The 25,034-nt window shown below is 36.9% G+C and carries 19 protein-coding genes; 7 read left to right on the forward strand and 12 right to left on the reverse strand.

All coding sequences use genetic code 11. The features are described 5' to 3' along the window. The 9 genes from murG to HGC4_RS16960 all read right to left on the reverse strand — a co-directional run bounded on the left by murG (window position 1) and on the right by HGC4_RS16960 (window position 10,659). Window positions 1-1,116: an undecaprenyldiphospho-muramoylpentapeptide beta-N-acetylglucosaminyltransferase gene (gene murG, locus HGC4_RS16920; protein WP_050711319.1), complete on the reverse strand. Its 1,116-nt coding sequence runs from the start codon at window positions 1,114-1,116 to the stop codon at window positions 1-3. A gap of 13 nt (window positions 1,117-1,129) precedes the next feature. Then, entirely contained in the window at window positions 1,130-2,332 is a 1,203-nt protein-coding gene (locus HGC4_RS16925; protein WP_050711320.1) for an FtsW/RodA/SpoVE family cell cycle protein, read from the reverse strand. A gap of 90 nt (window positions 2,333-2,422) precedes the next feature. Beyond that, complete coding sequence (murD, locus tag HGC4_RS16930; RefSeq protein ID WP_050711321.1) at window positions 2,423-3,757, reverse strand: UDP-N-acetylmuramoyl-L-alanine--D-glutamate ligase; 1,335 nt, start codon at window positions 3,755-3,757, stop codon at window positions 2,423-2,425. An 89-nt stretch (window positions 3,758-3,846) separates the two neighbouring features. After that, window positions 3,847-5,109, reverse strand: coding sequence for a phospho-N-acetylmuramoyl-pentapeptide-transferase (mraY, locus tag HGC4_RS16935; RefSeq protein ID WP_050711322.1), 1,263 nt, complete (start codon window positions 5,107-5,109; stop codon window positions 3,847-3,849). 56 nt (window positions 5,110-5,165) lie between these two features. Further along, window positions 5,166-6,626: a UDP-N-acetylmuramoyl-L-alanyl-D-glutamate--2,6-diaminopimelate ligase gene (locus HGC4_RS16940; protein ID WP_050711323.1), complete on the reverse strand. Its 1,461-nt coding sequence runs from the start codon at window positions 6,624-6,626 to the stop codon at window positions 5,166-5,168. A 37-nt stretch (window positions 6,627-6,663) separates the two neighbouring features. Next, window positions 6,664-8,871: a penicillin-binding protein gene (locus HGC4_RS16945; protein ID WP_050711324.1), complete on the reverse strand. Its 2,208-nt coding sequence runs from the start codon at window positions 8,869-8,871 to the stop codon at window positions 6,664-6,666. Window positions 8,872-8,898: 27 nt separating this feature from the next. Then, on the reverse strand, window positions 8,899-9,201 hold the full coding sequence (locus HGC4_RS16950; RefSeq protein WP_242053295.1) for an FtsL-like putative cell division protein: 303 nt from the start codon (window positions 9,199-9,201) through the stop codon (window positions 8,899-8,901). A 71-nt stretch (window positions 9,202-9,272) separates the two neighbouring features. Beyond that, a complete protein-coding gene (gene rsmH / locus HGC4_RS16955; protein WP_050711325.1) occupies window positions 9,273-10,208 on the reverse strand; it encodes a 16S rRNA (cytosine(1402)-N(4))-methyltransferase RsmH in 936 nt (311 codons plus the stop codon). A gap of 1 nt (window position 10,209) precedes the next feature. Continuing rightward, window positions 10,210-10,659, reverse strand: a complete 450-nt coding sequence (locus HGC4_RS16960) for a division/cell wall cluster transcriptional repressor MraZ (protein ID WP_050711326.1) — start codon at window positions 10,657-10,659, stop codon at window positions 10,210-10,212. Window positions 10,660-11,095: 436 nt separating this feature from the next. On the opposite strand from HGC4_RS16960, the gene HGC4_RS16965 reads away from it, so the two are divergent. The 5 genes from HGC4_RS16965 to HGC4_RS16985 all read left to right on the forward strand — a co-directional run bounded on the left by HGC4_RS16965 (window position 11,096) and on the right by HGC4_RS16985 (window position 15,709). Beyond that, window positions 11,096-11,941, forward strand: coding sequence for a 1-acyl-sn-glycerol-3-phosphate acyltransferase (locus tag HGC4_RS16965; RefSeq protein ID WP_050711327.1), 846 nt, complete (start codon window positions 11,096-11,098; stop codon window positions 11,939-11,941). A gap of 94 nt (window positions 11,942-12,035) precedes the next feature. Continuing rightward, a complete protein-coding gene (locus HGC4_RS16970; protein WP_050711328.1) occupies window positions 12,036-13,055 on the forward strand; it encodes a GNAT family N-acetyltransferase in 1,020 nt (339 codons plus the stop codon). A 163-nt stretch (window positions 13,056-13,218) separates the two neighbouring features. Continuing rightward, a complete protein-coding gene (locus HGC4_RS16975; RefSeq protein WP_050711329.1) occupies window positions 13,219-14,442 on the forward strand; it encodes a 3-phosphoshikimate 1-carboxyvinyltransferase in 1,224 nt (407 codons plus the stop codon). Between the two features lie 7 nt (window positions 14,443-14,449). Beyond that, window positions 14,450-14,878, forward strand: coding sequence for a hypothetical protein (locus tag HGC4_RS16980; RefSeq protein WP_050711330.1), 429 nt, complete (start codon window positions 14,450-14,452; stop codon window positions 14,876-14,878). Beyond that, window positions 14,879-15,709, forward strand: a complete 831-nt coding sequence (locus HGC4_RS16985; protein WP_050711331.1) for a metal ABC transporter permease — start codon at window positions 14,879-14,881, stop codon at window positions 15,707-15,709. Window positions 15,710-15,922: 213 nt separating this feature from the next. Here the strand turns inward: HGC4_RS16985 and HGC4_RS16990 are convergent, their stop codons facing one another. The 3 genes from HGC4_RS16990 to HGC4_RS17000 form a co-directional block, all read right to left on the reverse strand. After that, window positions 15,923-17,812 (reverse strand): carbohydrate-binding domain-containing protein, encoded by a 1,890-nt coding sequence (locus HGC4_RS16990; protein WP_050711332.1) that lies wholly within the window; start codon window positions 17,810-17,812, stop codon window positions 15,923-15,925. Window positions 17,813-18,081: 269 nt separating this feature from the next. Continuing rightward, window positions 18,082-20,205 (reverse strand): S46 family peptidase, encoded by a 2,124-nt coding sequence (locus tag HGC4_RS16995; protein ID WP_050711333.1) that lies wholly within the window; start codon window positions 20,203-20,205, stop codon window positions 18,082-18,084. A gap of 78 nt (window positions 20,206-20,283) precedes the next feature. Continuing rightward, the gene (locus HGC4_RS17000; RefSeq protein ID WP_050711334.1) at window positions 20,284-21,777 is read right to left on the reverse strand and encodes a lipopolysaccharide biosynthesis protein; all 1,494 of its coding nucleotides are present in this window, start codon (window positions 21,775-21,777) and stop codon (window positions 20,284-20,286) included. A 293-nt stretch (window positions 21,778-22,070) separates the two neighbouring features. On the opposite strand from HGC4_RS17000, the gene HGC4_RS17005 reads away from it, so the two are divergent. Both HGC4_RS17005 and hemW read left to right on the forward strand, forming a co-directional pair. Further along, a complete protein-coding gene (locus HGC4_RS17005; protein ID WP_050711335.1) occupies window positions 22,071-23,882 on the forward strand; it encodes an AMP-dependent synthetase/ligase in 1,812 nt (603 codons plus the stop codon). A 3-nt stretch (window positions 23,883-23,885) separates the two neighbouring features. Then, window positions 23,886-25,016, forward strand: coding sequence for a radical SAM family heme chaperone HemW (gene hemW, locus HGC4_RS17010; protein WP_050711336.1), 1,131 nt, complete (start codon window positions 23,886-23,888; stop codon window positions 25,014-25,016). Window positions 25,017-25,034: the final 18 nt, after the last annotated feature.

A 25,034-nucleotide genomic window follows, 5' to 3' on the forward strand; every position in this document is an offset into this window, starting at 1 on the left:
CTATTTACCTTCTTTATTAACCAGTTTTTCTATTTCGTCAACTATATGATCTGCCGCATTAGGATGCGCCATTGTCTTTATATTTTTTGCTAACATAGCAAGCATACTGTCATCTTTCACTATCTGTAACGCACTACCTAGAAGTTTGGACGTCGCATCTTCATCTTTAATCATTATAGCAGCATTTTTATCAACCAATGCCATTGCATTTTTAGTTTGATGATCTTCAGCTACATTCGGAGATGGTACCAAAATTGTAGGTTTTCCCAATATACTAAGTTCCGATATAGAACCTGCTCCTGCTCTCGAAACCACAATATCGGCAGCCTTATATGCCAAATCCATTCTATTTATAAAATCATATAAATGAATATCTTTTGCCTGAGGTTTATCCGACATTTCTATTGTCAAATCATATTGGTAACGTTCGCCACATTGCCAAAGAATCTGCACCCCTGAATTATCTAAAAGAGATAAATTTCTCATTATACTCTGGTTCAAAGTGCGTGCGCCGAGACTTCCTCCCAAAACAAGAATAGTTCTTTTCATGGGGTCAAGCTTGAAGAAACGATACGCTTCTTCTTTCGAAACGTCCGAAAGCAAATCCTGACGACAAGGGTTACCCGTCAATACTATTTTATCTTTTGGAAAGAATGCTTCCATCCCTTCGTAAGCTACACAAATTTTAGAAGCTTTTTTAGCCAATAATTTATTAGTTACCCCGGCATATGAGTTTTGCTCCTGAATAAGAGTCGGTATACCTCTTCTTGAAGCTACTTTTAACAATGGACCACTTGCATAGCCTCCTACACCAATTGCTATATCGGGATTAAATTTCTTTACAACACTGTTTGCCTTAAAAAGACTTGTTATCAGTTTCTTTACAACTGCTATATTTTTAAATAATTCTTTTCTATTGAAACCTGCTACCGGAAGACCTACAATGTCATAACCAGCTTTTGGAACGCGGGTCATTTCCATTCTATCTTCTGCACCTACAAAAAGAATAGCTACATCGGGATAACGCAATTTGATAGCATTGGCAATAGATATGGCAGGAAAAATATGACCTCCCGTACCTCCTCCACTTATAATAACTCTCATCGGCTGTTTCATAGATCGTTTTATTTTACTCGTATTCTACATTTGCAATATCTTCATCTACATCTTCATGTTGATCTTCTTTTGCATTTGAACAAGCTAATATTATTCCAAAATAAATACACGTTATGATGGTAGACGTCCCTCCCCTACTGATAAGCGGCAGAGGTTGCCCCGTAACGGGTATCAAATTTACGGCAACAGCCATATTGGCTAATGCTTGTACTGTTATAATCAATCCCGCACCCAATAAGAGATAGCGGGGAAATAATTTCTCACATTTAGAAGCCAAAACTCCCGTACGAATCATTAAGGCTACATATAAAAGTAATGTAAACAGACCACCAAGTAACCCCATTTCTTCGAGAATTATGGCGAAAATAAAGTCGGAATATGCTTGTGGCAAAAAGTCTCGCTCATTACCACTACCGGGCAATCCTATAATTTCGCCATTAGCTATCGCAATCTTTGCATGCGAAACCTGATAGTTGTCATCTGTTATCTTATATTCTTCGGGCGATGAGATATTGCTATCTTCCTGCTCTGCCGAATGTCGATCGATACGATTTTGCCATGTAGCAAAACGATCAGGCAAATAATCTCTTGCCGTAGATTTAGGTATGAGAGTTAAAGAACCGACCAATATGACCAGAGCACTAACACCGCACAAAGCTATCAATCCTAACTTCTTAAAGCTAACCTGACCGATAAACATCATCAAATAACAAACTCCAAAAAGCAAACAAGCAGTCGATAAGTTTTCTGTGATAATAAGGGCACAGGTAACTAATATACCACCCATTAATATTTTAAATAGAAACGATTCGTTATCAGGTTTAAGTTTACTCAGGAAGAAAGCTACAAAACCAACCAAAGCTAACTTAGCAAACTCCGAAGGCTGTATGGTAAAAGCTCCTACCCCCAACCAACGTTGCGCGCCATTGACATCCGTACCGATAAACATAGTCATTACCAGCAATATCCACGATATAGGCAACAATAGCAATAATGCTGCAAAATAGCGTGTAGGCACTCTTTGAAGGAACATTACAGACCCAAACCCAATCAGAAGGAATACTGCATGACGCAAAATAGGCCCCCAGTGATTGTGTTGGCGATAAACAATGGTACTGGAAGCACTAAATACCTCCAATAGTGAAATGATGCATAAGGCTATAAATATGCACCAGATTGTTTTATCCCCTTTAAATATTCGCTCAAAGACGTTCATATAAGTAGCATTAAATATTTATTGCTCTATTTTATAATTATACCTATCATCGTTTCCATGTATCAAAGCAATAAAAAGGCATGAGACCTATTAGAGTTTTCTGACCCAATACTTAAACTGGTCGCCTCTGTCTTCATAACTTTTAAACAAATCGAAACTTGCACAGCAGGGTGATAAAAGAACAGAATCTCCTTCTCCTGACAATGAATAAGCTTTTGTTACAGCTTCTTCCATAGAACCTGCATCAACAATAGTTTCGATCTTTCCATCGAAAAATCTATGCAGCTTCGAATTATCTACTCCCAAGAAAACCAGAGCATGAACTTTTGTTTTTACAAGCTCCTCTATTTCCTGATAGTCGTTTCCTTTATCTTTTCCACCCAATATAAGTACAACTTTTGTTTTCATGCTCTTCAAAGCATACCAACAAGAATTGACATTAGTAGCTTTAGAGTCATTTATAAATTGTATCCCCTTTACGGTAGCTACTTTTTCTAAACGATGCTCTACACCTTTAAAATCACTCAATGACAATCTTATCTTCTCATCTTTAATATCTAAAAGTTTGGCTGCAATAGCCGAAGCTAGAGAATTATATAAGTTGTGAGTACCCGTTAAAGCCAATAAATCTTGCTCCATGGTGAATACTGATTTTGATGTATTAATTACTATCTGATCATTATCTGCATATGCTGATACATTGTCAGCTTTATGCTCCGAGAACGTAAACACCCTAGCTTTAGGCTGTTTCTTTGCCACTTCCTTTGTTACAACCGGATCTTCTGCCCAATATATAAAAGCATCTTTCGGTGTTTGATTTTGAGTAATACGCATCTTTGCATCTACATACTTCTGAAAATCATGATCGTACCGATCCAAATGATCGGGTGTTATATTGAGTAATATAGCGATATCTGCTTTAAAATCGTACATATTATCTAACTGAAAACTACTAAGCTCCAATACATAATAGTCGTAACTATTATCAGCAACCTGCCTTGCAAAACTTTTTCCGATATTACCTCCCAGACCAACATTCAGTCCGGCAGATTTTAGTACATGATAAAGCAAACTTGTTGTAGTTGTTTTACCATTGCTACCCGTTATGCATATTTTTGTTGCATTGGTATATCTACCTGCAAATTCTATTTCCGAGATAATAGATATTCCTTTAGCTTTTGCCTGCAGAAGTAGAGGCACACTATCGGGAATACCTGGACTTTTAATTATCTCATCTGCTGAAAGTATATTCTCTTCGGTATGACCTTTTTCTTCGAAAGGAATATTCCGTTCTGTCAATTCAGTTTTGTATTTATCCTGCAAAGCTCCATTATCGGACAAAAAGACTTCAAATCCTTTTGCCAGAGCCAGTATAGCCGAACCTACTCCACTTTCGCCTCCTCCGAGTATTACTATCTTTTTCATTTAACTTAAGTCTCTAATTATTAAGAAACAGAAAACATTAATCCCTTCTACTATTGTCGTTTAGTTGCGATATAATTCGCTCCAACTTTTTATCGCATTTTCAATGTAGCTAAAGTAATAGCTGCCAGTATAATTCCAATAATCCAAAAACGAACTACAATTTTAGATTCAGGTACCGGGTTAAATGGTTTTTGTATAAGTGCTTGTATTCCCGAATTACCCGATTTTTGAAAGTGATGGTGTAAAGGTGTCATTTTGAAAACACGACGTCCTTCTCCATATTTCTTCTTCGTAAATTTGAAATAGAATACCTGAATCATTACCGACAAGCTCTCCACAAAGAAAACTCCGCAAAGTATAGGTAATAATAGCTCCTTATGTATAATAACAGCAAATACACCTATAATACCCCCCAAAGTTAAGCTACCTGTATCTCCCATAAATACCTGAGCAGGAAAGGAGTTATACCAAAGAAAACCAATGGTAGCACCTATAAAGGCGGAAGCAAATACAACCAGTTCTTCACTACCGGGAATAAACATTATATTCAGATAGGAGGCAAACTCAACGTGCCCCGATACATAAGCTAAGATACCAAGCGTTACACCTATAATGGCCGAACTACCCGCCGCCAAACCATCGAGACCATCGGTTAGATTGGCTCCGTTTGACACTGCAGTAACAATGAATATTACGATGAATACAAATAATATCCATGCAGCAGGAGTTGAATAATCGCCTAAGAAGGACACAAACGATTCATAATCCAAGTTATTATTTTTCAGAAAAGGAATAGTTGTCTGAGTTGATTTCACACCCTCTACCGTATAAGTAACTCTTTCGATTACATTATCTTGATTACGAATTTCAGTATTTTCTCTAACTATTACTGTTGGGCTCAAATATAAAGTCAATCCAACGATTAAGCCAAGGCCTACTTGAGCAATAATCTTAAATTTGCCATGCAAACCCTCTTTATCCTTTTTAAAGACCTTTATATAATCGTCTAAAAAGCCTAACGATCCTAACCACAATGTTGTTATCAGCATCAATATAATATAGGTATTTTCGAGACGTGCCAATAATATGACAGGAACTATAATAGCAATGATAATAATGATCCCTCCCATAGTAGGAGTACCTTTCTTACTAAGCTGTCCTTCGAGCCCCAAATTACGTACAGTTTCACCTATTTGCAGCATCTGCAACTTATCGATAATCCGCCGACCTATAACCGTAGATATTATCAGAGAAAGTATAATAGTTATAACTGCTCTAAAAGATACATATTTAAACATCCCTGCACCGGGAAAGTCTAAGGAATCCAAATAGTTAAATAGATAGTATAGCATTATATAATTTAATTTTATCGCCTATATCAGGTAGTTTATAATTTCTTAATTTAGGATTACAATCCAAGTATATTTTTGACAATTTCTTTATCATCAAAATGATGTTTCACGCCTTTTACATCTTGATAATCTTCGTGTCCTTTGCCTGCAATAAGTATCACATCTCCGGGTTTTGCAAAAGTACAAGCTGTTTTTATTGCCTGTTCTCTATCTACAATACACAAAGCTTTTTTCATCTGTACAGGATCTAAACCTGCAACCATATCATCAACGATAGATTGAGGCTCTTCGAATCGGGGATTATCCGATGTTAGAATCACCTGATCGCTTAATGTTACCGCCTCACGAGCCATTATAGGGCGTTTAGTTTTATCTCTATTGCCACCGCAACCTACTACGGTAATCACACGACCACCTCCTTCTAAGACATCATGAATAGCTCCAAGCACATTAACAAGTGCATCGGGTGTATGCGCATAATCTACAATTGCAGTAAAACCATCTTTGGAACGAATAGTTTCAAAACGGCCTGCAACCGATTTCAAAGTACTCAACACTATCAAGATTTTCTCTAGATCTTCACCTAGCAATACGGATGCACCATATACTGCTAATAGGTTGTAGACATTGAATACTCCTACAAACTGAACCTCTAGTTCTCTACCGTTTATTTCGATAGCAGTACCATCGAAATGCTTTTCGATAACACGAGCTTTAAAATCGGCAAGAGTTCGCAGCGAATATGTATATTTCTTGGCTTTGGTATTTTGTAACATAACCAAACCATTCTTGTCATCTACATTTGTCAACGCAAAAGCGGTAGCTGGCAGATTATCAAAAAAAGCTTTTTTCGCTTTTAAATAATCCTGCATAGTACCGTGATAATCTAAATGATCTTGAGTCAAATTAGTGAATACACCTCCTTTAAACTCTAAGCCACTGATTCGTTTTTGGTGAATGGCGTGCGAACTAACTTCCATGAAAGCATATTCACAACCTGCTTCAACCATCTTAGCCAGAAATTCATTCAATGAAATAGGGTCTGGCGTGGTATGAGTTGCCGGAAACTGATCGTCGTTTACATAATTGCAAACCGTAGAAAGCAATCCTGCTCCATATCCTAATTTACGAAAAACATTATACAGAAGAGTTGCAGTAGTAGTTTTGCCATTTGTACCGGTAACACCAACCAGATTCAATTTCTGAGAAGGGTTGCCATACCATGCCGAAGCTATTTTTCCAATGGCATCTGCCGCATCTTTTACCTTTATATAAGTAACAGATGAGTTAGATGTATCAGTATCTTCGTCATGAATAATAACTTTTGCTCCCAACTCTATTGCTTTCGCAATAAAATCATGTCCATCCACTTGAACACCTTTCAGTGCTATAAACGCATAACCCGTGGTTACTTTGCGTGAATCGGAAGTAATACCTGTTACATTTACATCTTTAATGCCTAGTATTTCTACTATATCTTCCGATTTTATGTTTGATATCAAAGCCTGCAATTCCATATCCTGTATTTTGTTAAGTCCTCAATTATTAATTGCTTTATTTTAGCCCAAGTGTTACTTGCGAACCTTTAATTACTCTGCTTCCTGCCGGAACAGATTGAGATGTAACAGTTCCGTATCCTTGTAAGACCACCCTTAAACCTGCTCTTTCAAGAAGAAACAAAGCATCTTTAGCACCCATTCCGCGAACATCGGGTACTAATCCGTTCTGAACTACATTTTTACTTAATTCTATCTTATTTTGCAATGTACTAGCCATTACCCATTCAGCTTCACCAACAGGAAGCGTAAAAGGAATATTCAACTGAGTAAACACTGTTTGCATATCTTTTAAAGACCCATTTTTAACATAAGGCATCATCGTCATCACTGAATCGGGCTTACATTGATCTGGGGCAACAAAAACATTACGTGCATATACCTCCTCAGCTATACGCTTGAAAACTCCTCCCGGCATAAGCCCTCCCGAAGGAATACCTCTAGGACGTCTGATACCTACAAAGCAAGTATATAAAGGTTTATCTGCCGGAAAATATCCACAAAACGACACAAAGTGTCCGTTAGCATAATTACCACCACTTGCAATTTGAGCTGTACCCGTTTTTCCTGCAATTTGAAACGATTTCGATGCAACAGCTTTACCCGTTCCTTCATTTACAACACCCACAAGCATTGCTTTTATCTCTTCTAAAGTTTTAGGAGAACACAGAGAGGGATTAATTACCTCTGTTTCGAACTTCTCCTGAACATCTCCATCCTTTATAAATGCCTTAGTGAGAAAAGGTTTTATCATTTTACCACCATTAGCAATACCATTATAAAACATGAGTATATAAATAGGTGGAATTTGAGTTTCGTATCCGAATGACATCCAAGGAAGCGTAGTTTTTGACCAATAACTCGATTTATCATTTGGATGACGAATAACAGCGGTACCTTCTTTTCCACTCAATGGTACATCCCATTCTATCTTTTTCGTAATTCCTAAATCATATAAACGTTGAACGTATTTCTCCGGATTATTTTCATACCCCTTCAAAATAGTTTTTGCAATAACAATATTAGATGATATATACATACCCTCTGCTACTGTCAAATCTCCTCTATCCTGACCCTTTTGCCAGTAGTGATCTCGTATCCAGCTTTTACCGTATTGATACAAACCGTTTCCCACATGAAATTTTTCATTGGGAGTAACAACTCCATCCTCTAAAGCAATCATTACAGAAAGCGTCTTAAAGGTTGACCCCGGTTCGTTCATATACGAAAACGCATTTGGATTACCCTCTGCATATACACCATCCGAAATCCGGTCAAGGTTAGAAATTGCTTTGATTTCACCCGTTGCAACCTCCATTATAATAGCTGTACCCGATTCGGCATCCGTTTCTACCAATTTTGCATACAATGCACGTTCGGTTATATCCTGAATATCCACATCAAGAGTTGTTTTTACATCCCAACCATCTTCGGCAGGAACTTCAACTATATCAATCCAACGTCCTTGTACTTTTTGACGGCTCTTCACACCGGGTTTACCTCTCAATATAGAATCGTATTTCATTTCGATACCACTCGCCCCGCCTTTTGCCATATCTTTATAGATAGAACCAACGGTACGTCCGGCAAGTCTGCCAAAAGGTTTAGCACGCATTGTTCTCTCCTCTACAATCAAGCCCGTTTTGTTTGAGCGTTGATTCAAGAATGGATAAGTACGCAGTTCTTTTAATTCCAAGTAGTCTATATCTCGTTTTATGATTCGAACATAACGACTTTTCAACTTCACTTGCTTATCAGAACCACTTGCTTTGTTACGTTCTATTTCGGCTAACTCTCTACGGCTTAATTCCCAGCCATTCAGAATAACATTTTTATATTGAGCAGCCGTTCTGTCAGGAAACTTTTTAGATAACCTAACCGACAAATCTCCTACATATTTCATTAAGGTATCTTTTCGTATACCTTCCGACATAAAATCCATATACACCCCATAAAGAGGTTCACTTGTTGCTAACAAACGACCGTCGGCAGCATAAATATTACCTCTATTGGGCTTAATCTCTCTATCTTTTTTCACAGTCTCTTTGAGACCTAATGCGCGCCACTGTTCGCCTTCTACAAACATTATGCGAATGATATAACCGAAGATTACAATAAAAACAGTCAAAAAAAGAATCACTATCAACCCATATCGATTGATTATCGCATTCTTCTTTTTTCTGATATTATTCGCATCTTTTGACATGCTTATACTAATATATATGTGTTGTTTTTATTTCTGTTTACCTAATTTAAAAGCCGGAACGGAAGGTGTCATCAGCTTAAGATCATTCTGATCGATAAGAGTTTGCACCTGAGTTTGTCTGCTTATACCCGTCAAATCCGAAGAGATAGTTAACGACTCGTATTTAACATCTTTCAGTTCTCTTTTTAAAGATTCTATCTCAGCCATTTTCGAGATACAACTGTAACGATTGCTGATATACAACACCATAATAATAAAAACGACAAGCATAAAGCGGGTATTCTTCAAGAAGAAATCTTCAGTGAGAATAGTCCCACCTAATACGTGCATTATATTTTTCTTTATATCCTTGAGCTTCACACGCATGTTCTAATTTATAGGTTTACAACCTCGTTTCAATCTTATTTCTTTTCTGCAATTCTCAGCTTAGCACTTCTTGATCGGGGATTAGCATCCTGCTCTTCGGGAGATGGAGTTATAACTCTATTATTCACCAATACAAAGGGAGTATTTACATTTCCGTAAAAATCTTTATCTACCTCTCCTTCGAAATTACCGGTCTTAAAGAAATTCTTAACCAACCTATCTTCTAACGAATGATATGTGATAACCGACAAACGTCCGCCTGGAGTTAAAACGCTTAAAGCCTGAGTCAACATATCCTTTAAAGTCTGCATCTCCTGATTCACTTCAATACGCAGAGCCTGAAAAGCCTGAGCCAATATCTTTTTCTCTTTAACCCCTTTTGCATACGGAGCCAATATCGCCAATAAATCTTTTACTTTTTCGAATGGCTTTTCTTTGCGTTGACGAGCTATTGCCGCAGCAATTTGTCTCGAAGGTTTCAATTCTCCATATAGATAGAGAACATTCGCAATATCTTCTTCCGCATACTCATTCAATATCTTTGCAGCTGTAAGATTCGACTTCTGATTCATTCTCATATCAAGATCACCTTCTTCGAAACGAAAAGAGAAACCGCGCTCGCTATCGTCAAAGTGGTGAGAAGATACGCCCAAATCAGCAAGAACAGAATTTACCTCTGTTACATTATGATATTTTAGAAACGTTTTTAGAAAACAAAAATTACTGCGAATAAAAGTTTGTCTTTTATCATCAGTAATATTATGTATTGCATCTTCATCCTGATCGAAAACATATAAGTGACCATCGGAACCTAGTCGAGATAAAATTTCCCGAGAATGCCCTCCTCCACCAAATGTTACATCCACACAAATATCATTTGCCTGAATATTCATACCATCTACACTTTCTTTTAACAGAACAGGCACATGATAACCATCAGCCGTTACAACCGTATTTTTATTTTTTGCCATATCAATCTTCTCCACTCATTATACGTTGAATCTCAACTCCAAAATCTTCGGGAGCAACCAGAGTTTCATTCAATTGATTTTTACCCCAAATTTCTATCGTATTGTCGACACCAAGGAATTGTATTTCAGAACCAACACCTATCATTTGCAAATAACGCTTCGGTATAAGAATACGACCACTGGCATCAATTTCTAAACGCTCGGCATCTACCACAAACTGACGAAACAGTTGCTGTTGGGCTTTATCCCAACGACTCAATCGCAAACGCAGCTTCTGAACCTCAGCATCCCAAACTTCCACTGGATACAAAACAAGACAATCTTGGAAAATATCTTTACGCAGAATAAGCACAGATTGGGCTTCTGCTTGCAAAACCTTCCGGAAATTCGCAGGCACAAACACACGCATTTTTGCGTCAATCTTTGCATCTATACTACCTAAAAACTGCATTCTATCCTAAGTTTAGACATTTCAATTTGTTAATATTCCAAACAGAAACGCTGTGATTACATTCTAAAACATTGCTTACACACCTTGTATTCTATACAATAGTGCGTAAAGGTATAAAATTATCCACTTTCCCCCACTTTTAAACACAAAGTTTTAATAAAAAGTTTTCAACACACCCATTTCTATAAAAATCAACCCATTAGAGTTAACAAAAAACAGATAAAACAAATTACTTAAAACAATCTTAAAATATAAAAATGAGAATAAATAGGACTACTAAACCGTGACTTTGTATAAAAAAAATTATCTTTACAGTTTTGGAAAATCAGAACAAGGTCACAGACCTCTTTATTGCTTTAAGAGTATTTAAAAACAGAGAAATAGAGTTAGTAAACCAATAATAAACGGTAGGATTTCTACTGTGCCCGGAAAAGTAATGGATGAAGTAAAAGATAATGCTCCGAACTTAATTGATTTGGACAAGGTGTTTATAGATAAGGCTCCCAAGCTCTATGCCAAGACACCTACTTTTGCTCTAAACTACATAAAAAAGAAAATACACCTTGAAGAGCTAAACGAGATATTGACTATCTATGCAGATAAATATGGGGTCGATTTTATGGATTCCGTTGTTCAGTATTTCGATTTACATTTAAATATCAAAGGCTTAGAAAATATACCGAATGACAATCGATATATTTTTGTTTCCAATCATCCTTTAGGTGGGCTCGATGGTATTTGCTTATCGTCTATCATCGGAAATAAATTCGATAAAAAGATAAAATATCTGGTTAACGATGTTTTGTATTTTATAAAAAATCTGAGACCGATATTTATTCCGATCAATAAATACGGAGCGCAAGCCAAAGAAAAGGCTGCATTATTGAACGAAGCCTATGCTTCGGACGATCAGATCATTACATTTCCGGCAGGATTATGTTCCCGCAAAATAAACGGGAGAATATATGATCTTAAATGGCAGAAGTCTTTTATACAGAAAGCCATACAAACCAAGAGGGATGTTGTTCCTGTGTATTTTGAAGCGAAAAACTCAAATTTCTTTTATAGATTTGCAAATATTAGAAAGAAACTAGGGGTGAAATTTAACATCGAAACATTTTTTCTACCCGATGAAATGTTCAAAAATAAGCATCAGACATTTTCTGTTACTTTTGGAGATCCCATACCGTGGGAATCTTTTGATGAAACAAAAACTCATCAACAATGGGCAGAAAAAGTAAAAGATATAACATACAGTCTAGCCTCAAGTAATAAGCAATAAGGTCATACACCACGCTCCTACTCAGGTTAGAAGAATAACGAAAAATCGTTACAAATATAAAATACAGAAATAAATATTTGACGTTACTTAAAATATGGAAAGTATTATTCCGGCAATTGATAAGAAACTTTTAAAAGCTGAGCTTACAAGAGATAAATTCTTACGTAAGACCAACAAAGCCAATAATGAGATTTACATTATCACGCATCACAATTCTCCGAATGTAATGCGCGAGATCGCCCGTTTGCGCGAAATTGCTTTCCGTTATTATGGTGGAGGTACAGGCAAAGAAATAGATATAGACGAATATGATATGATGGATAACCCCTACAAACAACTGATTGTATGGAATCCTGAAGCCGAAGAAATATTAGGCGGTTACCGTTTTATCTGTGGTCCTGATATCAAATTTGATGAGCACGGAGAGCCCGAATTGGCAACCTCTCATCTTTTTCACTTTTCACCTAAATTTATCAACGAATATTTACCCTACACTATTGAACTGGGACGTTCGTTCGTTTCACTCGAATACCAAAGTACACGTGCAGGATCGAAAGGAATTTTTGCTCTTGACAACCTTTGGGATGGATTGGGAGCCCTATCGGTAGCTGAACCTACGATGAGATATTTCTTCGGAAAGGTTACCATGTATGACACCTATGATGCTAAGGCTAGAGATATGATTTTATATTTCATGTTTAAGCACTTCCCCGACCCCGACAAGTTAGTATATCCTAAGAAGAGTCTACATATCACTACCGAAACTAAAGTTTTAAAGAAACTTTTTATTGAAGACGATCTCAAAAGTGATTATAAAATATTGAATACAGCTGTACGCAGATTAGGAATCAATATTCCACCTCTTGTAAATGCTTACATGGGTCTTTCTCCACAGATGAAAGTGTTTGGAACAGCCGTAAATGACTTGTTTGGAAACGTAGAAGAAACAGGAATACTTATCGACAAAGACGAAATTCTGGAAGAAAAGCGTAAACGACATATAGAGTCGTATATACTCGATAAACCCTCTAAACGTTTCTTAAAAAGATTACGACAAATGATCAACTGGAATTGGAGTTCGTACCGTACAAAAACCACAAAAAGAACAAAATAGCTATACACATCAAGCTCTTGAAGCGAGGCTAAAATCCTGCTCCAAACATTGATAAGTATCAACTTAACTTTAATTTTTATAAACTTTAATTTGGACTGGCTTTTCCAAAGTTGCTTTTTGCTATCTTTGTAATTATTGTAATAAATACATTTTACCAATACTCATGAAATATAAAATAACAGCACCAAAATCTCCGATATATACAAGTATTAAACTTCCTGCTTCGAAAAGCATCAGCAACAGAGCTCTTATATTAAAGGCTCTTAGTAACAGCCCTTTTCCTATCGAAAACCTGTCTGATTGCGACGATACTAAAGTGATGTTGGAAGTTTTCAATTCTAAAACAAATACGTTTGATATAGGTGCAGCAGGAACTTCGATGCGTTTTCTTACTGCCTACCTATCAAAAATACCGGGAGAATGGGTAATCACCGGAAGTGAGCGGATGCAACAACGACCAATAAATACATTGGTGGAAGCACTTAACACTCTTGGTGCACATATTGAATATCTTAAAAATCAGGGATTTCCCCCATTAAAGATCAGAGGTAGTGCATTAGACGGAGGAGACATCTTCTTGTCGGGCGGAATAAGCTCTCAGTTTATTTCGGCTCTATTAATGATCGCTCCAACAATGGAAAAAGGTTTGACTCTACACCTTGAGGGTGATGTTATTTCGATTCCTTACATAAAGCTAACGCTTCGTATGATGGAAAAATTTGGAGTGAAATGCGATTGGGTAGGTAATGTTATCAAAATATTTCCGAATGAATATAAGCCAATCCCATATCTGGTTGAATCAGATTGGTCGGCAGCTTCCTATTGGTATTCAATCGCAGCATTGAGCAGCGATGCCAAAATTGAATTAAAAGGCTTATTCAAGGAAAGTGGACAAGGCGATTCTAAGGTTGCCGAATTATTTCAAGACCTAGGTGTTGAAACCGAATTTAAAGAAGACGGCGTTATTCTAACCAAAACTGATAGAATTGCAAAAAAGCTATTCCACAATTTTATAAATGAGCCCGATCTTGCTCAAACCTTTGTTGTTACCTGCTGTATGATGGGTGTACCTTTCCTTTTCACAGGACTTCAAACTCTTAAGATTAAGGAAACAGACAGAATAGAAGCTCTAAAAGCTGAAATGAAGAAATTAGGCTATGTTATAACAGACAGCCAAAACAGTATACTTGAATGGGATGGCGAAAGATGCGAGCCAGAACAAACTCCTGTAATAGCTACTTATGAAGATCATCGCATGGCAATGGCTTTTGCACCGGCCGCTCTTAAATTAGAGAACCTTACAATAGCTGAGCCTATGGTTGTTACTAAATCTTACCCCTATTTTTGGGAGGATTTAAGTAAAGCCGGATTCTCGGTAGATAAATAAATAATTAATGGAAATACTCTTTATCTTTTTAGGCATTATCATATTCTTTGTGATCGCTCTGTTTGTATGGAACTCATACCAGCGAAAACAAGGAAATACTGAACGTGCTGAAATAGTAAACAGCGATCCTATAGATGGCACATGTTGCGGACAACATGCCACTTGCGAACAAGACAGTCTTCTGAACTGTTTTGTTGAGGAATCGGACTATTTTGATGATGAGGAACTTGATAAATACAAAAAATATTCGGAGGAAGACTATACACCTCAAGAAGTGGACGAATTCCGTGAGGTATTCTATACATTGCTTGATGAAGATAAGCCACGTTGGGTTAGAAGCCTTCAACAACGAGAAATCCCTATTCCGAACGAATTAAAAGACGAGATACTACTTATAATTAACGATTTGCGTAGTACACAAACAACCAACGCTTAAATGGACTTTTTCGAACTTTTTCGATACGACTTTTTCATCAATGCTCTTTTAGGAGGATTGTTTGCCAGCATTGCCTGTGGTATAATAGGTACATATATTGTAATCAAGCGTCTGGTATTTATCAGTGGGGGTATCACACATGCTTCGTTGGGAGGGCTGGGAATAGGTTTCTATTTCGGCTTCAACCCTATACTTTCGGCAATGGTATTTTCTATCCTATCAGCATTCGGTATCGAATGGTTGTCCGGTAGAAAAGGGGTTCGCGAAGACTCTGCAATAGCCGCGTTCTGGTCATTCGGGATGGCTATCGGGATTATTTGTATATACCTCAAAGCAGGTTTTGCTCCTAATCTTTCTGAGTATTTGTTTGGTAATATATTGACTATCACCACTGCCGACATATATGCCTTTATTGCATTATCAGCAGTATTGGCTGCTATATTTTACTTTTTCAGACGCGAGATTCTGTATGTAGCATTCGATTCTGATTTTGCTAAGACCCGAAATCTTCCCGTAAAATTTATAGAATATGCAATGATGTTTTTCATCGCTGTATCTATTGTTCTTACTATACGCTTGGTGGGTGTTGTATTGCTAATGTCTCTATTGACTATGCCTCAAATGACTGCCAATCTATACACAGCCAATTTCTCTAAGATGATTTTTCTTTCTATCGTCTTCGGATTAGTAGGATGCATTTCTGGACTTATATTATCTGCATTCATCAATGTACCTTCGGGTGCGTTCATTATATTTATTCTGATCGCAATCTACTTTATTTGCAGATTAATAAATGTAATATTCAAGATAGATACTCTAACTGCAAAATAAAGGCTACAAACCTTTGTATAGCTTCACTAAATACAAGAGTAATTTATCTTTTTTATCTCTCAGCAATAATATTTCATTTTACATAAATAAGGGGTGTCCCCAAGACACCCCTTATTCTCACAACCTTGTGCTAAACACTAAAAAAACATAAACACAATAAAACTGCTTCCTATAATTACTTTTTGTTTCCTGTCTTGTAATCTATTCCTCTTTTCAAGGACGCCCACCGCCTCCACCAGGACCTGTACTAACATTACCCACTGTAGTTACCATTGAAGTAGGAGTAAATGTACCGAATGATGTTCCTTTGGTATAAGTTGCGCCGGTATATAATCCGTGGAAATCTGTACCCCCCGAAACACTACCTCCTGTATAAATTGTATAGGTTGTAGTTGATACCAAATTGGCACTACTAAACAATAAGGTCATCTGACTATACGTTCTTGGCACTTTAAAGGTAAGGACACGCGTACCATCAGCGGCCGCAATATGTACAAACTGATTAGCCGCTCCCGAACCTCCGTAAATAACCGTACGCTGAGTACTTACGCTCGATGTAGGTGTACTGGTAGAACCTCCAACTCCAACTAATGTACCGCCTGTTATTTTGAAGGTGTTATTATCACAATCGAATCCCTCTTCTGGCGCTCCTGCACCTGCTGAAACTACTGTTCCACCCGTTATAGTTAAAGTTCCATTAGAATCTATTCCATCGTTTGTTTCGCTATAACAATAAATAGAACCTCCATTTATCTGAATATGATTGGTGGCATTGATACAATCATCGTAAGCCTCTATCTCGATCTCTCCATTATTTATGGTTAGTGTAGTCTTACTTTCTAAACCCTCTGCCTCTGTTTTTGAGGTTTTAATAGTTATAGTACCATTATTGATCGTCAGATCACCATCACTTTTTATAGCTTTGGCTGCTGTATCATCTTTTCCATATTTAAATTGATCTCCTGTAGTTACCACAGATATAGTTCCATTGTCTACTGTCAGAGTTCCATCAATACTGATACCTTTACCTCCTGCTCCTGAACTATTGATAGAAACTGTTCCTTTTTTCATCAAGAAGTTCCCTTCTGCTTTTATACCTGCCGACGAGGATATGTCTGCATCATCTGTATCATAATAAGCACTACCGGTAGTTACAAGAGTTATATCACCATCAACAATTGTAATATCTCCTTTACTTTTTATTGCCTTTGCTCCTTCACCCGTAGTGGTTATATCAAGTGTACCTCCATTGATAGCTATATAGGGGAGAATCGAAATATCAACTCCTTTGTATGAGGTTTTAATTCCATCTCCTACACTCTTCACTTTTATGCTTCCCCCATTTACTGTAATATATCCTTCTTCGCATTCTATACCATCGCCCAATGCTGTAATATCTAATACTCCACCATCTATACGAACATAATCGTTGGCATGAATACCATCTTTAGCAGCAGTTTTCATTGTTATATTTCCGCCTTTTATTCTTATATAATCATCGCTTACTATTGCATGCTTATTGTATCCATAAACTAAAAGAGTGCCATTTCCATCAAAATTCAACTGTCCTTCACTGAACAGAGTACCTTTCATATCTTCATCGCCACTTGCTGTATAAGTTGCATTATCGACCAACCTATTAGAAGTACCTCCAACCAATACTAAGGATACTTTCTTTCCCGATTGAATATTTATAGCTGCTCCGTCACCATTTATAATACTTACACCATTGAGGCCAACTCCAAATTTATAATCACTGTAAATCTTAAAAGAACCATCTTTAGTTGTTCCCGATAATACATAATTCACCTCTGTGTCTGCTATTGTAGATGTTACTATAACATCGCTCCCTGTCTTTGTTACCACTACACCTTTGTCGACATATGGATTTGTAATCTCGACTGTATTATCCGAATAAGCAATCAATACTGCATTTACAAATGTGGTATCTTTTGTATTAGTCACAAAATCTTCATCAACTACAACATTACTTCCATCACCTCCACCAGTTACATCGTCATCGTTATCATCATCACTACTACACGATAGTGCAAAGACAGATGCAACACATAAAAAGCTTACTAAAAGTTTGTTTAATCTCATACTCAAATTATGATAAGTGAAGTCTTCCTCCTGTTAATATATTAGCTAGCATAACACCTTCTGCTATGAGCCTTATACATTTCATTAAGCAGACTGAGTTCTTTACAGTTTTCAATATTATAAGTTTCTTCTAAAACTGGCAACTACATTCTACATAAGCAGTAATCTACTCGACCAATTATGCTATTTAACGGACAAAAAAATAGCCTTGCTAGAATTTATCTAACAAGGCTATCTATATTGTTGAAGGTATAGTACCTCTCTTTATCTTATTTCTGAATAGTAAGCTCCTCAATCAAACGAGGGCAATTCATAATTTTGTCGATAGTATAAAGTACATAACGAATGTCTACACTGATCGTACGTTGTAACTCTGGCTCAAATACTACGTCGCCACTCAAAGCTTCCCAGTTACCATCGAATGCAAGACCGATCAATTCAGCCTTACCGTTAAATACGGGACTACCTGAGTTACCTCCTGTAATGTCATTATTAGAAAGGAAACCAATAGACATAGAACCTTTTTCATTAGCATATTCGCCCCATTTCTCTGCACGAAGATTATCTAAGATATAACTTTGTACAGCAAACTCAGGATCGTTAGGATTTTCTTTCTCTAAAATACCTTTACTTGTAGAGTAGTAATCGTATTCAATTGCATCAGCAGGGCTATAACCGCCTACCGAACCATAGCTAAGACGCTGAGTAAAGTTAGCATCTGGAGAGAATGCTTTATTGGGTTCCATTTCCATTAAAGCAGCCATGTACTTACGAGCATTTCTATCGATGATAGGATATACGGGCGAAAGATCTTCAACAACCTTCAAACGACCTTCGGCAACCGATCTTGCCAAAATCAGAGCAGGGTCTTTATCCAATTCTTTTACACCTCCAGCACTTATTGCCGAAATAAGGTTGTCTAGGTTGGTAAATTTACTGTTTTTGAAAACCCAATCAGCATATTTATCATAGTCACCTTTAAACTTCTTATCAATAGTTTGATATACACTAGGCAGATATTCAGCAGGAACTCTTTCTCTGTATAGTTTAAGTAAAGCAGGCATTACTTGTTTATCCAACTCAGGAACATAATCTTTATATGTATCCGTTAGTTTTGCTCTCAGATAAGCCATTAGCTCTTCTTTGTCCGAAATATTAGCAATGTTTACACTATTTGCCAAACGTGCTATTTCTATTCCATTGTTGAATGTTTCACCAAAATAGGTTCCTATTTCCACTGGCTTCATTGTGTTTTTATACACAACTTCAAGACTTGGTAATACATCACCATATTTTTCAGTTGCAGCAGGACTGCTAACTATCCAATCTGCAAGACGAGATTCTAAAGCTTGTTTAGCTTCTACTACATTCAACTTTTTCAGAGCAGCATTCATTCCCATAGCATTTTTCCAATAATTGGAACTTCTGCTGAATTTCACCGAATACTTGATACGTACGGCATCATCTGCATTCATTGCTTTTCTCCAAATATCTTGTTTCACGGTACGAACTTCAATACGTGGAATATTTTCAGATTCCATCATTTGAGTAATTCCCCAAGAAGATAAATAACGCTCAGTACTTCCCGGATAACCGATTGTCATTGCATAATCTTTATCCTTGTATCCTTTTATTGAAACAGGCACAGAATATTTAGGTTTGTAAGGCACATTGTCTACACTGTAATGCGATGCCTGATTGTCTTTATTAGCATATACTCTAAATACAGAAAAGTCTCCTGTATGACGAGGCCATTGCCAGTTATCGGCATCTCCTCCGAATTTACCGATTGAAGATGGTGGAGCAAAAACCATTCTTACATCTTTGAATACTTCGTAAACAACCAAATAGAATTTGTTACCAGTATAAAAAGGCACAATACGTGCTGTTAAGAACTCATTGTCTTTGTATTGAGCCAGAATATCGGTTGATATTGAATCTATGATATGATTTCTTTCTTCTTCAGATGTAGCATCTGTTACACCCACTGTCACCTGATCGGTAACATCTTCTGTCTTTTGAAGAAAAGAAACAGTCAACCCTTCAGTATACAACTCTTCGGGTTTCGATTGGCTTACAAACCCATCTTTCAGATAGTCATGCTCTACCGAACTATGTTTTTGAATAGCATCGTATCCACAATGGTGATTGGTAAAAATCAGACCTTCTTGCGATACAGCTACACCTGTACAACCTCCTCCGAATATAACAACTGCATCTTTTAGAGACGCATTATTTTCGCTATAAATACTATCAATAGGGAATGTAAATCCCAGCTCTTTCATACGAGCTGCACTTTGTCTGTTTAGCTCTTTTAACAGCCACATACCCTCATCTGCCTGAACAGAAGCTAGCGAGAGTAAAACGCCTAGCAATAAAAAGATTTTCTTCATTTCAATTATTTAAATTAAGGTCTAAGACCTATTGGATTATTTCGAGATACACACTAAAAAAGAATAGTGCTTATTCTTTTATTTTCGTTTTACTATTTTACCAATAACGGGAATTTCCGATAAGGGTAAATCTCTCTTGATAAGAACAAAAAAGAAAATAGCGAACAACACTGTATTAAACGCCAAGCGTAATGCTTCTGTATCGAAACGTATATAACAACTTACTCCATAAAGCACAATAGCCAGACCAAAATACAAACCTATCGATTTGAAATCGTAAGGCAGTGGTCGGTATTTTCGTTCAAAGTAGTAAGAAAGTAACATCATTATCAAATTACAAATCAATGTAGCCCATGCACTAGCTATATATCCATAGATAGGTACAAAAACAATATTCAGTACAATAGTTATTACACAACCTGCGATTGAGAATACTGCTCCGAAATAAGTTTTATCGACCATCTTGTACCAAAAAGACAAGTTGAAGTAAACCCCAAACAGAATATACCCCATCATTACGATAGAAACCACATTCAACCCCTCATAGAAATCCTTGCCTATAAAGTGTTTTATTATATCCATATAAAACATTACCCCAAGAAATATAATCAAGGAGAAAATGATAAAATACTTCATAGCTTCAGTGTAAGCCTTATCGTGATTAGCATCTTTGTTTTTAGCAAAAATAAAGGGCTCATAGGCGAAGCGGAAAGCTTGCGTGAACATCATCATAATAATAGCTACCCGCGAACATGCCGAATAGATACCCAGTTGACGAAAAGCTTCTACCTTATCATCAAATAAGAATGGATAAATTATTTTATCAACTGTTTGATTCAGCATGCCTGCAATTCCCAATATCAATAAAGGGAAGCAATATTTAAGCATACGCTTCAACAGATTGGTATCGATCACGTATTTAAAGCCTCTCAGTTCGGGAATCAAGAGAATAAATGTAATTGCCGAACCTATAAGATTGGCTACAAATACATAACCTTCTTTGTATGACGGATTATAAAACCAAGCGATCAATGATGGATTAACAGCATGAATCTTAGGGCAAATAATCAGGAAAAAGATAGTAAATGCAATGGTTATAAAAATACTCGACAACCGAAGGGTGGCAAATCGAATAGGACGTTTCTTGTATCGTAAATAAGCAAAGGGAATGGTCATTATAGTATCAATCCCTACCACAATAGCCATTATAGCAATATAATCAGGGTGATGCGAATAATCTAAAAAGTCGGCTATAGGATTCAAAAAACTAAAACAAAAAACCACAAAAAGAATAGAGGTAAGGGCAATAGACAGAAGAGTTGTAGAATATACCTTCATTGGCTCATCGTCTCCCTTATTCATAAAACGAAAAAAGCCGGTCTCCATGCCATATGTAAGAATCACCGCCAGTAAAGCAGTATAGGCATAGACGTTGGTCATTACACCAAATTCGCCGGTGGTTAACACCCTTGTATAGATTGGCACAAGACACCAACCTATAAATTTCCCCAGGATACTACTCAAACCATAAATGGCGGTATCCTTGGCCAGACTTTTCATTCCTCCTGCCATCTTTCTGATTTTTCGGATGCAAAGGTAATATAAATCGTATGTATATTATAGTTAATATGAATGAAATACACAACATTTTAGACCTATCGTTACCCTAACAACTAATGTGTAGACAATTATAAAAATCAAGCTATTAACATCAATTAATGATTTATTCAGCTAACTTTGTGTTATAAAAACTTCAATAATACATTTGAGTCGTATATCCGTATCGTTTAATAAGCTTTACTGATGTCTCTTATAGGAATAATAACGAGGTCTGAGACCTTACCACATAAGTAAAAAACATAGAGATGAGTTACTATCATTTAGCCGAGCTTGTGCATAAACGAGCAGCCAAATACAAATCGAGTACAGTTCTTAAATACAGAGATGCCAACGAAAAACGTTGGAAAACAATCTCATGGAATCGTTTTTCAGAATATGTCATGAAAACGGCATGGGCTATGGCTGAGGTTGGAATTGAGGCTCAAGAGAATATAGGAATATATTCTCAGAATATGTGTCAGTACTTATATACGGAGTTTGGAGCTTTTGCAAACAGAGCCGTAGTTGTTCCTATATACGCAACAGCATCGCCACATCAAGTAGAATACATAGTGAACGATGCTCAAATAAAAACGCTATTTGTAGGAGAGCAGTTTCAATATAACAACGCATACAAAGTACAACAGCAGTCGGAAACTCTGAAAAAGCTGGTTATATTCGATCCAAATGTAAAACTTCATCCCGAAGATCATACATCCGTATATTTCAGTGACTTTATGGCATCCGGAGAAAATTCTGATGCAGAAGTAAAGGTTACTGTGAGAATGAAAACAATTCGCGAAACGGATATTGCCTGTATCATCTACACATCAGGTACTACGGGTGAACCTAAAGGAGTTGTTCTTCTACACTCATCTTTTCTTGAGGTTTTTAGAATCCACGATGAAAGATTACCACAACTATCGAACAGAGATGTATCGATGAACTTCCTTCCATTAGCACATATTTTCGAGAAGGCTTGGACATACTATGTTATACATAAAGGTATGACAATCGCAATCAATACAGATGCTAAGGAAATACAAAAATCTATCAAGCAGGTAAGACCAACAGTCATGTGTAGTGTACCTCGTTTCTGGGAAAAAGTATTTCAAGGCGTTTCCGAAAAGATCGAAAGCTCTAAAGGTTTAATGAAATGGTTATACACCGATGCGATAAAGACAGGAAAGAAATATAATCTTGACTATAAGAATAACGATATAAAGCCTCCGATTGGCAATGCTATAAAGTTCCACTTTTATAACAATACCATATTCCGCATATTAAAGATGGTAATTGGTATCGAAAAAGGAGTATTATTTCCTTGTGCAGGTTCTCCTTTATCTGATGAAATAAACATATTCCTCAAATCAGTAAACATACCTATTATAGTGGGTTATGGTCTTACTGAGACTACAGCTACTGTAAGTTTTTACCCTCCCGTTCATTTTAAAATTCATTCAGTAGGTGCAGTAATGCCGGGTCTGGAAGTAAAAATAGACCCAACAAATGATGAGATTTTGGTTAAAGGTCGTACTGTAATGAAAGAGTATTACAAGAAACCAGAAGAAACAGCTAGAGTATTTACCGAAGATGGATTTTTCAGAACCGGAGACTCGGGTAAAATGATAGAAGGTAATGTTATAGTATTGACTGAAAGGATCAAAGACCTTTTCAAAACATCAAACGGAAAATACATTGCACCACAAGCCATCGAAACCATTATTGCAAACGATAAGTTTATTGATATGATAGCTGTTATTGGCGATGAGGTGAAATTTGTAAGTGCACTCATTGTTCCAAACTACGAAGCTATAGTTAAATGGGCTGAAGAGAACCAAATATTATACAGTAATATGGAAGATCTGCTACAAAATAAAGATGTAAATTCGATGATATCAGGACGTATCGAAATGCGTCAGGCAGATTTAGCTCCCTACGAAAAAGTAAAACGTTTCACTCTTCTTCCTGAGCCATTCACTATGGAATCGGGAGAGTTAACAAACACCCTCAAGATAAAGAGAAAAGTTGTAGTTGAAAGATACAAAGACTTGATTGAGAAAATGTACGCCGAATAATAAATGGCAGGAATATACATACATGTTCCGTTCTGTAAGACAAGATGCATATACTGCGACTTCTTTACAAGAACCGATATGAAACAAAAGAATCCTTATGTATCAGCAATATGTAAGGAAGCTGTTCTCCGTGCCGAATATTTAGGCGGAGAAACTATCGAAACAATTTACTTTGGAGGAGGAACACCCTCTCAGCTATCCATCGAAGACTTACAGTCCGTACTCAATACCCTTCGGAATACTTTCGAGATAAGCCCTCAGGCAGAAATTACGCTAGAAGCTAACCCCGATGATTTGAATGCTAGTTATCTAGCTCAACTCTTATCTTCGGGATTCAACCGATTGAGCATGGGCGTGCAGAGCTTTGATGATGCACAATTGAAGTTTCTCAACAGACGACATTCAGCCCAAAGAGCAATAGATGCAGTCAAAATGGCTCAGCAAGCTGGCTTTCAAAATATAAGTATCGACCTCATGTATGGTCTCCCTGACCTTACAATGGATATTTGGCAAAACACACTTGATAAAGCAATTACCCTGAATATACAACACATATCGTCCTACCACTTAATATATGAGGCAGGTACTAAACTATATCGTTTACTACAAAAAGGCGATGTAAGATCGGCTGACGAAGAGCTTAGTCTGGATATGTTTTCACTATTAATTGAGAAACTGAAAGAAGCCGGATTCATACACTACGAAATATCCAATTTCGGTAAGGAAGGGCTTTTCTCTCGTCATAACAGCTCTTATTGGCTCGACAAAAAGTATCTGGGTTTAGGACCTTCCGCACACTCATTCAACCAGATTAACAGGTGCTGGAATATAGCATCCATACCCAAGTTTATCGAAGGAATAAAAGCCGAAAAGCCGAATATTGAAGAGGAAATACTGGATACTCAAGCCCGATATAATGATTTCATCTTAACAGGTATGCGTACCATGTGGGGCATCAACATTTCGACTTTGAAAGATAAGTTTGGAGATAAGCTGCTCGAGTACTGCGAGGCCAATTTGAGAAAGCATCTCGAATCGGGAAATGTAATTCTCGCCGATAACCACTACAAAATAACACCACAAGGCATCTTTATTTCAGACAGTATCATGAGCGATCTCATGTATGTAGAATAAAAAAAACAATATAAAAAA

The organism is Dysgonomonas sp. HGC4 (assembly GCF_001261715.1).
Taxonomy (GTDB): Bacteria; Bacteroidota; Bacteroidia; order Bacteroidales; family Dysgonomonadaceae; genus Dysgonomonas_A.